At 69.3% G+C, this 13,366-nt stretch carries 3 protein-coding genes; all 3 read right to left on the bottom strand.

Annotation, left to right across the window (positions count from 1 at the left end):
* Position 1: 1 nt before the first annotated feature.
* The 3 genes from ABZ910_RS30725 to ABZ910_RS30715 all read right to left on the bottom strand — a co-directional run bounded on the left by ABZ910_RS30725 (position 2) and on the right by ABZ910_RS30715 (position 13,267).
* Positions 2–11,248, bottom strand: a complete 11,247-nt coding sequence (locus tag ABZ910_RS30725) for an amino acid adenylation domain-containing protein (protein WP_361371374.1) — start codon at positions 11,246–11,248, stop codon at positions 2–4.
* A 391-nt stretch (positions 11,249–11,639) separates the two neighbouring features.
* Positions 11,640–12,347 carry a response regulator transcription factor gene (locus ABZ910_RS30720; protein ID WP_361371371.1) on the bottom strand — a complete coding sequence of 236 codons (708 nt, stop codon included), beginning with the start codon at positions 12,345–12,347 and terminating at the stop codon, positions 11,640–11,642.
* Positions 12,348–12,457: 110 nt separating this feature from the next.
* A complete protein-coding gene (locus ABZ910_RS30715; RefSeq protein ID WP_361371368.1) occupies positions 12,458–13,267 on the bottom strand; it encodes an ATP-binding protein in 810 nt (269 codons plus the stop codon).
* Positions 13,268–13,366 lie beyond the last annotated feature (99 nt).

The raw sequence follows: 13,366 nt of genomic DNA, 5'->3' as shown, positions 1-13,366 counted from the left end.
CTCACTCCGATCCGGACAGACGGCTGAGCAGTCGGTCGAGCTCCTGCTGGCTGATCCCGGCGAGGGGGAAGTCGGCGGCGGAACGCCCCGGGCCTTGACTGCCGGCCGGCTCTGTCCGGCGTCCGGTGGGCCGCTCCGCGGGGGCGTCCAAGGGCTGGGCGACGGTGGCCAGTTCGGCGATGGTGGGGTGCTGAAAGACCATCTTGGGGCTGAACTGGAGTCCTGCCTTGCGGGCTTGGGCGACGATCTGGATGGTGAGGATGGAGTCGCCGCCGAGTTCGAAGTAGTTGTCGTGGACGCCGATCTGCTCGATGCCCAGCGTCGCCGTCCAGATGCCGGTCAGCTGCTTCTCGACCGGGGTGCTCGGCGGCACGTAGTCGTCGCCGGTCTGGGGATGGCTGGGCGGGGCCGGCAGCTGGCTGGTGTCGACTTTGCCGTTGGGATTGAGCGGGACGTGGGTGATGGGGAGGTAGAGCGCGGGGATCATGTACTCGGGCAGCCGGGACTTGAGGTGCTCGCGCAGGTCGGCGGGCGTGGGCTCGGCGCCGGGAGCGGCGATGTAGTAGCCGGCGAGCTTGGGGTGGCCGGGGTCGTCGTGCCGCAGGGTCGTGATCGCGTGGGTCACGTCCGGGTGTTCGGCGAGTACGGCACTGATCTCGTTGAGCTCGATGCGATAGCCGCGCAGCTTGACCTGGTCGTCGGTGCGGCCGATGAACTGCAGGTCGCCGCCGGGCAGCCAGCGCCCGGTGTCGCCCGTGCGGTACAGGCGCGCGCCGAGTGTGGCGGAGAAGGGGTCGGGGACGAACCGCTCCGCCGTCAGGGCGGGCCGGCCCAGATAGCCCCGCACCACGCTCGACCCGCCGATGTAAATCTCTCCTTCGACGCCGACGGGCACCGGGTTGAGCCGCTCGTCCAGCACATAGAGTGTGGAGTTGGGGATCGGCTTGCCGATGGGCACGAGTTCGTCCTGGGCGGCTCCGTGGATCTCGTACGTCGAGTTCGCCACCGAGGCCTCGGTGGGCCCGTACTCGTTGAGCAGCACCATGTCGGTGTCGAGGTCGAGCCAGAAGTCGAGCAGCCCGCTCGGCAAGGCGTCGGCGCCCACCGCGAGCACGCCCGCGAGGTTCCGTGCCTGCTCGGGAGTGAGCTGGCCGGCGAGCAGGTCGAGGTGACCGGGCGTGAGCTTGATGAAGCCCAGGGGCGCGATCGCGCTCAGCGTCTCGCCCAGCCGCGCGAGGTCAAGGTCCTGCGGCAGGACATGGACGGGCTGGCCCATGACCAGCGGCGTGTACAGGTTCGGCACGATCATGTCGAAGGCGAACGACGAGAACACGGGTGCTCCGTTGTCGCCCCGGTGCGCGTATCCCGCGCGGCACCACCACAGGTAGTTGACGAGACCTCGGTGCGGGACCATCACGCCCTTGGGCCGACCGGTGGAGCCGGAGGTGTAGATGACATAGGCGAGGTTGTCGGGGGTGGTGAGCGCAACGGGATCGGTGCTGGGCTCCTCCGCCTCGGGATGCTCGTCGACCAGCACCCTGCCGATGTCGAGGGAGGCGAAGTGTCCGGCCAGGCGCGAGGTCGTGATCACCAGGGGTGCGCTGGTGTCCGCCAGCATGAAGCACAGCCGCTCGGACGGGTACTCGGGGTCCAGGGGGAGGTAGGGGCTGCCGGCCTTCATGACGGCCAGCAGACTGATGATCATCTCGGGTGAGCGTTCGAGGCAGACCCCGACGGGCCGTTCGGCTCCCGCCCCGAGGGAGCGCAGGTGATGGGCCAGGGCGTTGGCCCGGCTGTTGAGCTGCTCGTAGGTCAGCCGCTGGTCGCCGTGGACGATGGCCGGGCTGTCGGGGGTCCGGGCCGCCTGCTCGCTGATCAGCTCGTGCAGGCACCGGTCGTCGGGGACGGCGGCCGCCGTGTCGTTCCAGACGTGGATCAGCTCATGCCGCTCCTGCGGCGCGAGCAGGTCCAGCGCGCCCACCTCGGTGAGCGGGTCGGCCGCCAGGCAGGTCAGCAGGGCGCGCAGATGGCCGCCCATGCGCTCCACGCGGTCACGGTCGAAGTGCGCCTGCTGGAAGCGCAGGTACGCGGCGATGCGGTCGCTGTCTTCGTCGACGACGACGGTCATCGGGTAGCCGGTGCGCTCGATGGCCCCGCGCGGGCTGAGTCGCAGCCCCCGCGGCTGGTGCTCCGGCGAGACGCCCGGATAGTTCTCGAAGACGAGGATGCTCTGGAAGAGGGGCACCCCGCGGGGCACCTCGCTCCAGCCCTGGATGTCGACCAGCGAGCTGTACTCGTACTGCCGCAGGTCGATGAGCTTGCTCTGAAGGTCGCGGAGCCAGTCGACGGCCGGCAGGTCCGCCGAGATCCGCACCCGCACGGGCAGCGTGTTGATGAACATCCCGATCATCGACTCCACGCCGGGCAGGTCGCCCGGGCGTCCCGCCACCGTCGTACCGAAGACGACGTCGTCCTCGCCCGTGTAGCGGGACAGCAGTAGCGCCCACGCTCCCTGCAGAACGGTGCTCATGGTGAGCCCGTGCCGCCGGGCGAAGCTCCGCAGCGCACGCGTCTCGGTCTCGGAGAATTCCAGGTGCACGGCGTCGTTCCCGGCTTTGCCGGCCCCCTGCCGCTCGGCGCTCAGGACGGTCGGCGCGGTGAACCCGGCGAGGGCCTCGCGCCAGTAGGCCTCGGCCGCATCCCGGTCCTGGCGGTCGAGCCAGTCGATGTACTGCCGGTAGGCGGCGGCCTGTCCGAGCTCTGGACGTGCTCCGCGGCACAGCATGTCGTAGCTGTTGAGCACCTCCTCCAGCACGACCGAGACGCTCCACCCGTCCAAAACGATGTGATGGAAACTCCAGACGAGCTGATGCGTCTCCTCGGCCGTCCGCACCAGCGTGAGCCGGTGCGGGGGCGACTGACTCAGTTCGAAGCCGGCCGCGCGCTCCTCGTTCAGCAACTCCTGCACCAGGCGCTCGCGCTCGGCGGCGGTGCGGCTGCGCCAGTCGCGCCACCGGATGTCGAGCGGGGCGTGGCGTTTGACGAGCTGGACCGGTTCGCGCAGGTCCTCCCAGGCGATGACGGTGCGCAGCGCGGTGTGCCGCTGGACCATGAGCTGCCATGCCCGCTCGAACGCCTCGGGGTCGAGCGGCCCGTCCAGGCTGAAGACGACCTGCTCGAAGTAGTCGCTGGAGTCCGACGCGTACACGGTGTGGAACAACATGCCCGCCTGGAGCGGCGCCAGCCGGTAGACGTCCACGACGTCGTCATGGCGTTCCAGCAGCAGGTCCAGGCCCGGCTGATCGATGGCGGCCAGTGGGAAGTCGGAGGGGGTGTGGCCGCGGGCGCCCGACACGCAGTGCGCGATCAGGTCGCTTAGGTGGCGTGCGCAGTCCTCGGCGACCCGCCGGATCGTCGCCTCCTCGAACAGCGGGGCCGGATAGATCCACTCGATGTGCAGCCGGCCGTCGGCGACGATCGCCTCCACCTCGATGAGATGGCTGCGCGGCTGCGACGGATCGGCCTGCGCGCCGATCGAGTGCGTACGGGGCCGGAACACGCCCACCTGCGGGTGGATCCGGTCCATGCGCCCCAGGTAGTTGACGACGATGCCGCCCGTGCGCGGCTCCCGCGCGCTCTCGGGCCCCCGGGTCGGTCCGTAGCCGAAGCCCTCCCCCGGAATCGCGCGCAGCTGCTCCTTGATCGCCTTCAGGGCCGTCGCATGGCCGTTGCCGGCTCCTTCGGGGAGGTCGAGCCGTACGGGGTGGATGCTGGTGAACCAGCCGACCGTCCGGGACAGGTCGACGCCGTCCAGCGGGTGGTCACGCCCGTGCCGTTCGAGGTCGAGGGTCACCGACCCGGTCCCCTGCCAGTCGCCCACCGCCAGGGCGAGCGCGGTCAGCAGGAGGTCTTCGACCCTGGTGCGGTAGGCGGAGGGTGCCTCGTGCAGCAGCGCCTTGGTGTCGGCCGCGGAGAGGTCGGCCGTCACGCACGCCGCGTCGCCGACCGTGTTGTGGGTGGCGAGCTCGTCGACCGGATGGTCGGGCACGGGCACGGTGGCGAGGCCGTCCAGCTCACTCCAGTGCCCGACCTCCTGCAGGGGAGCCGTTCGGCCGTACTCCTCCAGCAGGCGAGCCCACTTCTGGTACGAGGTCGTCTTGGGCGGGAGGTGAGCGGCCCGGTCGGCGGCCAACTGGGCGTAGGCGGTGGCGAGGTCCTCCAGCAGGATCGGCCACGACAGCGCGTCGACGGCGAGATGGTGGATCACCAGCAGCAGCCGCGCCGGCCGCTCGGTTCCGGACTGGAAGAGCGTCGCCGAGAAGAGCCTGCCCGCGGCCAGGTCCAGGTCGCCCTGGGCCCGGGCGGCCGCCTCTTCGACAGCCTCGTCGCGCCGATCGGACGGCAGCGCGGTCAGGTCGATCACGGACAGCGGCGGCGACGGCACAGCGGCGGCGGACTCCTGCTGCCAGATTCCGTCGTCGTCCCGATGGAGCCGCAACCGCAGCGCGTCGTGATGGCCGGTCAGCGCGGCGAGCGCCCGCTCGAGCACCGACAGGTCCGGGTCGTCGACCTCGACGAGCACGGACTGGTTGTAGTGATGGGGGTTCGGTGGCGTCAGGGCCAGGAACTCCCGCTGGATCGGGGTGAGCGGCACGGGCCCGCGCACGGAGCCCTGTTCCGCCGCGGGTGCGTCCTGCGTGGCGTCGAGGGGCTGGGCGATGGTGGCGAGTTCGGCGATGGTGGGGTGCTGGAAGACGTCCTTGGGGCTGAACTGGAGCCCTGCCTTGCGGGCTTGGGCGACGATCTGGATGGTGAGGATGGAGTCGCCGCCGAGTTCGAAGTAGTTGTCGTGGATGCCGATCTGCTCGATGCCCAGCGTCGCCACCCAGATGCCGGTCAGCTGCTTCTCGACCGGGGTGCTCGGCGGTACGTAGTCGTCGCTGGTCCGGGGCTGGCTGGGCGGCACGGGAAGCTGGCTGGTGTCGACCTTGCCGTTGGGGCTGAGCGGAATGTGGGTGATGGGCAGGTAGCTGGCCGGGATCATGTAGTCCGGCAGCCGGGACTTGAGGTGCTCGCGCAGGTCGGCGGGTGTGGGGTCGGCGCCGGCGGCGATGTAGTAGGCGGCCAGCCTGGGATGGCCGGGATCGTCGTGCCGCAGGATGGTGATCGCGTGGGTCACGTCCGGGTGTTCGGCGAGGGCGGCGCTGATCTCGTTGGGCTCGATGCGGTAGCCGCGCAGCTTGAGCTGGTTGTCGGTGCGGCCGATGAATTGCAGATCGCCGCTGGGGAGCCGGCACCCGGTGTCGCCGGTGCGGTACATGCGGGCGCCGGGTGCGGCGGAGAAGGGGTCGGGGACGAACCGCTCCGCCGTCAGCCCTGGCCGGCCGAGATAACCCCGTGTCACGCTCAGGCCGCCCAGGAGGATCTCGCCGGGCACTCCGACGGGGCAGGGGTTGCCGTGCCGGTCGAGTACATAGGCCGTCTGGTTGATCATCGGGCGGCCGAGCGGCACGGTGACGGGTAGCTCACGTGCGTCACAGCGCCAGAAGGTCGAGTCCACGGAGACCTCGGTGGCCCCGTAGATGTTGTACAGCTCGGCCTGGAGCCGGGAGAAGAAGAGCTCCTGCAGGTCGGGCGTCAGCGGCTCGGCGCTGCACAGCACCCTGCGCAGGCTCGCGCATCGCCGGGGCTCGAGGTCCTGGAGGAAGACGCGGAGCAGCGAGGGCACGAAGTGGACCGTGGTCACCCCGGTCGTCTCGATGAGACCGGCGAGATAGGCCGGATCACGGTGCCCGCCGGGTTTCGGCACGACCACCGCGGCGCCTTCCAGCAGCGGCCAGCACATCTCCCAGACGGAGATGTCGAAGCCCTGGGCCGCCGCTTGGAGAACCCGGTCTTCGTACGAGAGCGGGAACGCGCTGTGCATCCACCACAGGTAGTTGACGCAGCCCTCGTGGGAGACCATGACTCCCTTGGGCCGGCCGGTGGAGCCCGAGGTGTAGATGACGTAGGCGAGGTTGTCGGGGTTGATGAGCGTGGCGGGGTCGGTGGTCGGGTGATCGGCCTCGGGGTTCTGGTCGAGCAGGACGGGCACGGCGTCGTGGGAGGCGAACTGCTCGGCCCGGTGCGATGTGGTGATCACCAGGGGCGCGGCGGTGTCCTCCACCATGAAGCGCAGGCGCTCTTCCGGGTAGTCGGGGTCGAGGGGCAGGTAGGCGCTGCCCGCCTTCATGATCGCCAGCAGGCTGACCACCATCTCCGGTGAACGCTCCAGGCACACGCCGACCGGTGTCTCCGGCCCCGCGCCCAGCGATCGCAACAGGTGGGCGAGGGCGTTGGCGCGGCCGTTGAGTTCCTCGTAGGTGACCTGTCGTCCTTCGAACTCGATGGCCACGTTGGCGGGAGTCCGTGCCGCTTGCTCCGCGATCAGCTCGTGCAGGCAGCGGCCCTCGGGAAAGTCCGCCCGAGTGTCGTTCCACGCCTCGACCAGCTCGTGCCGCTCCTCCGGCACCAGCAGCTCCATGGAGCCGAGCCGGACGTCGGCGTCGGCAACGACGCCGGCCAGGAGCGAGGTCAGATGACCCGCTGTACGGCGGATGCGCTCACCGTCGAACAGGTCGGTGCTGTACTCGATGCGGCACAGCAGCCCGTCCTCGTCCTCGGTCATCCACAGTCCCAGGTCGAACTTCGCGGTGTTCCGCCGCACGGTGTGCTGGGCGACGGCCAGGCCGGGGAAGTCGACGACGACACCATCGGCATTCTGCAGCTCGACGAGTACCTGGAACAGCGGCGTCCTGCTGAGGTCGCGGGGCACCTTGAGCTCGTCCACCAGCCGCTCGAAGGGCACGTCCGGGTGGGCGAACGCGTCCAGCACGTCATCGCGGACCCGCCCGAGCAGCTGCGCGAAGGTAGGGTCGCCCGAGGTGTCGCAGCGCAGCACGAGCGTGTTGGCGAAGGGGCCGACGACCGCCTCCAGTTCGGCCCGCGTCCGGCCCGCCGTCGTGGTGCCCACCACGATGTCGCCCTCGCCGGTGTAGCGCGACAGCAGCACGTTGAAGACGGTCAGGAGCGCCATGTACAGCGTGGCGTCGTGCTGTCGGGCCACCTTCTTCAACTCGGTGACGAGTCCGGCGGGGATGACGAATTCATGCGTGTCCCCGCGGGGAGAACGCACGGGCGGCCGGGGCCGGTCGGTGGGCAGCTCGAGCGGCCGCGCTCCGCTCAGCCGCTCCTTCCAGTAGCCGAGTTGCTTGTCGAGCAGCTCGTCGGTGCCCCTGTTCCGCTCCCATACGGCGACGTCGGCGTACTGCAGCCCGAGCGGGGCGGGTCGCGCGTGCCCCTCGTCGACGCGCGCGGCGTAGTGAGCTCCCAGGTCGCCGATCAGCAGATCGACCGACCAGCCGTCGGCGGCGATGTGGTGAACCGCCAGGCCGAGCACCCACTCCGCTCGGGATCTCCGGATCAGCAGGGCGCGCAGGAGCGGCGGCCTCGACAGGTCGAACGGCTCGCCCGCGAAGGCCCTCAGCGTCTCGTCACAGTCCTGCGGCCGGTCGCTGAGATCCATCTCCCTCACGTCCGCGGCCATCGGCGCCATGATCTGCTGGACCGGCGTGCCGTCCGCCGCGGAGAAGGCCGTGCGCAGGATCGTGTGGCGGCGAACGAGGTCGTCCAGGGCGCCGTGCAACGCCGCACGGTCCAGCTCGCCGCTGAGCCCGAGCGCGAACGCGATGACGTACTCGGGCGAGTCCGGTTCGAGCTGATCGAGGAACCACAGGCGGCGCTGGGCGGAGGACAGCGGCAGCGGGCCGTCGTGCGCCACCGCCTCGGGGCCGTCGTGGACCCGCTGGGTGACCGGCTGCTGTGCCGGCAGGTCGGTGGCCGTGAAGCGCTCTTGCACCAGCCGCATCATCTCGGCGCTGAGGCGCTCGCTCAGGTCGGCGACCGTCGGCGCCTCGAAGAACGCGCGCAGCGGCAACTCCACCCCGAAGGTGTCGCGCAACCGGGTGGCCGCCCTCATCGCCAGCAGGGAGTGGCCGCCGAGGTCGAAGAAGTTGTCGTGCCGACCGACCCGTGCAACCTGGAGTGCCTCCGCCCAGATCCCGGCGATCTGCTGCTCGGCGGCGCTCTGCGGGGCCGCGTAGTCGTCGGTGTCGCCTCCGGCCGGCGGTTCGGGCAGGGCGCGGCGGTCGAGCTTGCCGTTGGCTGTGACCGGAAGCTCCCGCAGGCACATGAAGGTGCCGGGAACCAGGTAGTCGGGCAGCGAGCGGCGCAGGAGCGCACGCAGTTCGCCGGTCGCAGGATCTTCGGCTGCGGGCACGACGTAGCACACGAGCCGGTCCCCCAGACCGATCACGCAGGCATCACGCACCTTGTCGTGCCTGCGCAACTGCGCCACGATCTCGCCGGGTTCGACCCGGACCCCACGGATCTTGAGCTGGTCGTCGAGCCGTCCCAGCAGCTCCAGCGTGCCGTCCGCCCGGTATCGCCCGCGGTCTCCCGTCGGGTAGAGGAGATCCTCCTCGGTGAAGGGGTTGGTCACGAAGGGGGTGGCCTGGTTGAGGTAGCCGAGGCTGCGCATCGGTGTCCTGATGACCACTTCACCGGGCTCGCCCACGCCGCAGCGCTCACCGGTCGGCGACAGGACGATGCCCTGGGTGTCGGGAAGGGGGCGGCCCACCGGCTCGACCTCGTGCGCCGCGCGCGGATCGGCCTCGTGCCAGAACTTGGCCAGGGTCGTCTCCGTCGGGCCGTACAGGTTGACGATCCGCGCCTGCTCATTGACCTCGTCCCGCCACCCGGTCACCAGAGGGCGGGTCAGCGGCTCGCCGGCGAAGAAGGTGCACCGCAGCGAATCGAGCCGGTGGTCGGCGTGTTCGTCGGACAGCCACATCGCGGTCACGGCGGGCACGGTGTGGATCAGCGAGATCCGCTCCCCGCGCATCCACGCGAACAGGCCGGCCGGCGTGTACTCGCGGGGCGGCACGCAGAGCGTGGCTCCTGAGGTGAGCGGCAGGAGGATGTCGCGCAGCACGACGTCGAACGACAGCGAGGTCAGATGCGCGGCTCGGTCGCCGGGACCCGCCTCGCAGACGCCGCGCTGCCAGTCGAGGAAGTGCGCGAGCCCTTCGTGCGACCCGAGCACTCCCTTGGGCGTGCCGGTCGTACCGGACGTGAAGAACACGTAGGCCGGGCCGCGTTGCCCGCCCACCATGCCCGGCTCGCCGCCCAGCCCCTTGTCCGGGTCTAACTCCGTCACCTGCCGTACGGTTGCCGCCATCTCGGGCGGAGCCGGGCGACCGACGGCGATCAGATGGACCGCCTGGGCCTCGCGCAGCATGAGCAGGCGTCGTCCGACGGGCAGCGCGGCGTCCACCAGGAGTAGCGGACGGCCGCTGACCAGGGCCCCGAGGAGGGCCGCGATCACGCCGTAGCCGCGCTCGCCGTGGATCGCGACCACCTCGTCGTCGCCCACGCCCGCCGCCTGTATGCGGCCCGCGACCCCGAGGGCGGCTTCGGCGAGTTCGGCGTACGACCACTCGCGCTCGCCGCACGAGACGGCGGGCAGGTCAGGATGCCCGGCCGCGACCTCCAGGAACCTGGAGCCGACCGGCACGGGACCGGGAACCGCCAGCTCGGCGGCCGGGTCCGGCAGCACATCCAGCTGGGCGGGTGTCATCAGCGAGTACGCCGACAGGGCCCGGCCGGAGTCGGCCGCGATCTGCTCGAGCAGGCTCGCGAACTGATCCGCCATGATCGCGACCTGGGACGCGTCGAACACGTCCTCGCGGTACACGAGGTCCAGGACGAACCGCCCGTCCCGTTCCTGGCCGTAGACCGTGAGCCAGAACTTCGACTCCTGCGGCGGCGTGTCCACGAGCTGTACGTCCAGACCGGCCCCGAAGGTGTCGGGCAGCTCGAGGGAGTCGGTGAAGTTGAAGAGGACGTCGAAGAACGGGTTGCGGTCGAGGTCGCGCTCCGGCTTGAGCTCGGCCACGATGCGGTCGAAGGGGACGTCGCGGTGGGTGTAGGCGTCCACCGTCGTCCGCTTGACCCGTTCGAGCAGTTCGTCGAAGGTGAGCTCGCCGGACGCGTCCATACGCAGGGCCAGGGTGTCGAGGAAGAGACCGACCACCCCCTCGCACTCCAGCCGGTCACGGCAGGCCACGGGAGTGCCCACCACCAGGTCGTCCTGACCGCTGAGTCGCGCGAGCAGGAGAGTGAACCCGGCGAGCAGCACCATGAAGGGGGTGGCCCCCACGCGGCCGCCCAGGTCGGCGAGCGTGCTCGTGAGCGCCGGCGGCAACTCCACACGGTGCAGACCGGCACCGTTGCCCGGCTCATCGGTCTGATGCGGACGAGTTGCCAGCTCCAGCCGGGGCGGCGCACCATCGAGCGCCTCGCGCCAGTAGCCGAGGTCCTCCTCGGGTTGGTTCTCGTGCTGCCAAGCGGCGTAGTCGGAGTACGTGATGGGCAGGTCGGGAAGTTTCTCGGGCACGCCGTCCAGGAGCATGCCGAGTTCGCGGATGAGCACGGTCATCGACCAGCCGTCGGTGACGATGTGGTGGACGGCGAGTTGGAGCACGTGCTCCTCCGCCGCCAGCCGGACCAGCTGAACCCGTAGCAGGGGTCCGTTCGCGAGGTCGAACGGCGTCGCCAGCTGGTCGGAGGCGAGCCTGTCCGCGCGCTCCTCGGCCTCAGCCCGAGGCAGGCCGGACAGGTCGATGAGCGGTACGCAGCCTTCCGCGGCCGGGTGTACGCGTACCGTCGGCTCGCCCTGCTCGGCGGGGAACGTCGTACGCAGGGTCTCGTGCCGTTCGACGAGCGCGTTGACGGCATCGGTCAACGCGGCCGCGTCCAACTTCCCCCGCAGGCGCAGCCCCACAGGGACGATGTAGTCGAGGCGGCTCTCTCCGAGCTGGTCCAGAAACCACATGCGCCGCTGGCCGAGCGACAGTGTGCGTGGCGCGCCCTTCGGCCGCGCCACGATGGGGGCGTTGCTCTCCAGGTTCCTTATGGCCGCGTCGAGGCCGCTCACCGTGGGCGCCTCGAAGATCGTTCTCAGCGGCACCTTGACGTCGAAGGCCTTCTTCAGACGTGCGACGACCCGCATGGCAAGCAGCGAGGTGCCACCCAGCTCGAAGAAGTCGTCGTCCGATCCGATCTGTTCGACGTCGAGGATCTTCGCCCAGATCGAGGCGATCGATTCTTCTCGTGGGCTCTTCTCGCGGTCATGTGCGGCACTCGTCATGAGAACGCGCTCCGTCCGTAGATCACTTCAAACAGAAGGCTCCGGTCATGAGCGTATGGACCCCGCATTTCCCGGACATCGCCAGAAGGATCGATCCCGCCCCCTCCTCTGGCTGAGTCGGTGCTCCTTCGCCAGATGGATGCGGGGCAATCCGCGAAGTCGTTCGCGGGCTCTCCTGCGGGATGGTCGCGCCATGTGGCCATGGCGCGGGGCACGTTGCCGGCACGCGTACGCGAACCACCCGGCCGCCGACGGCAGCGCAGGCACGGGCTTCCGCTCGGATCACGGGGCGCGAAGAGCCCCATGACGTCGGAAACCCGTGCCTGCGTCGCCTCCGGTTCTTACCGAACCGACAGGCCGGCACGAACAGCACGTCGCGCGGTGTGTGTCCTCACTTGCTGTCGCGCCGCTGTGCGGCGCCCGGGACGACCAGTCCCACCTCGTACGCGAGAAACGCCGCCTGTGCGCGGTCGCGTACCTCCAGCTTGATCAGCAGGTGTGACACATGGGACTTGATCGTCGCTTCGGTCAACTGCATGGCGGCGGCGATGCGTTGGTTGGAGCGGCCGAGGGCGATCTGATGGAGGACCTCCAACTCGCGCTCGGTCAGGTGCTGGAACGCGTGCGGGCGTCCGTTCTCGGGCGGCAGCGGAGTGATGGCGAAGTTGGCCAGCAGGCGTTTGGTCATCTCCGGCGAGATGATCGCGTTCCCTTCGGCGACCGTTCTGATGGCGGAGGTCAACTCGGCTTCCCCGACGTTCTTGAGCAGGAATCCGCTCACTCCGGCCTTCAACGCCTTGAACAGGTAGTCGTCCTGCTCATAGGCCGTCAGCATGACGATCCACGGCGGGTAACGGCGGTTGTTGAGGATTTGGCGGCCCGCCTCGATGCCGTCGATGTCCGGCATGCGGATGTCCATGAGAATGAGATCGAGATCGGGCCGCTGTGTCGCGGCCCGCACGGCCTGCCGTCCGTTGGCGGCCTCGGCCGCGATCTCAATTCCGGGAACTGACTCGAGTAATGTCCGAAATCCCCGGCGGATCAACTCGTGATCGTCCACGAGCATCACCTGGATCACCCGGTCCTCAGTGCCTTCCATACCGTTCCTCCGTGGATCGCGAAGATGACAACGTCGTCATGGGGGAGATCTTTGTATTCCCCACCCGACACTCAAGGAGTGGCCCGACCCGATCGGCCGGTTTTCCCACCTCACCCGGCCTTTCCCTGATCCGCGGCGCAGTGCCAGTCCTTCGCTCTCTCTCTTCGCTGATCCCGCAACCACGCGGGGAGGTTCGGCGGCGCCGAGGAATTCCGGCTGTCGTCATCCGTCAGCGGCAGCCTGGCCATCACCCGATATCCACCGTGGGGATCACGGCCGGCGGATACTTCACCGCCGAGAAAAGCGGCCCGATTCTGCAGTCCTTGGAGGCCCCTACCGGAACCGCGCAGTGGTAGCATCCTGGCGTCACGGACTCCATCGTCCGTTACCTCCAAATGCACCTCGTCGTCAGCGAATGTTATTGCCACTCGCGCGCTCCCCTGGGGAGAGTGCTTGATCGCATTGGTGAGGGCTTCTTGCACGATGCCGTACATCGCGCTGCCGATCGCCGGGGGCACGTCGGGCGGTGCGCCATATATGTCCAGGGCCACGGGGATACCGATGTGGTCGACCACCGCCACCAGCCCCTTGACGTGCTCCACCTGGTTCCGCTGGGCCGCGCCGCCGCCATTCTCGTTGGACAGCGATCGCAGGAGGTTCTGCAAGTCGGTCCACGCTTTGTTGAGCGCGACATGCATGAGGGCGAGGTCATGGCGTAACTCATGGCCGACGCTCGAATCGACCACCTTCTTGCTGACCAACTGCAGATGGAGACTGATCAACGTCAGCGAGTGCGCCATGGTGTTGTGCACCTCGGTGGCGAGGGCGTCCGCGTTCGTGATCCGCTGGGACCGGCGATCGAAGATCCGGGAGATCGCCTGCCGTACGGAGGACACGGCCCTGACCACCAGGTCGCCCATCCTCACGACAGACGCTCGCCCCTTGGCCAGATATCTGATCAAATCGCTCTCCTCATTGAGACGATCGAATCTCCGACCACCGATGTGGACGGACTGCCT

It is taken from the genome of Streptomyces sp. NPDC046805, assembly GCF_040645355.1.
In the GTDB taxonomy this organism is placed as follows: Bacteria; Actinomycetota; Actinomycetes; order Streptomycetales; family Streptomycetaceae; genus Streptomyces.
This window is presented reverse-complemented; position numbering and strand designations above follow the sequence as displayed.

What these genes read in the sequence shown, in the direction of transcription:
- ABZ910_RS30725 (WP_361371374.1), bottom strand. Translation starts at nt 11,248, where the DNA reads ATGACGAGTGCCGCACATGACCGCGAGAAGAGCCCACGAGAAGAATCG.
- ABZ910_RS30720 (WP_361371371.1), bottom strand. Translation starts at nt 12,347, where the DNA reads ATGGAAGGCACTGAGGACCGGGTGATCCAGGTGATGCTCGTGGACGAT.
- ABZ910_RS30715 (WP_361371368.1), bottom strand. Translation starts at nt 13,267, where the DNA reads ATGGGCGACCTGGTGGTCAGGGCCGTGTCCTCCGTACGGCAGGCGATC.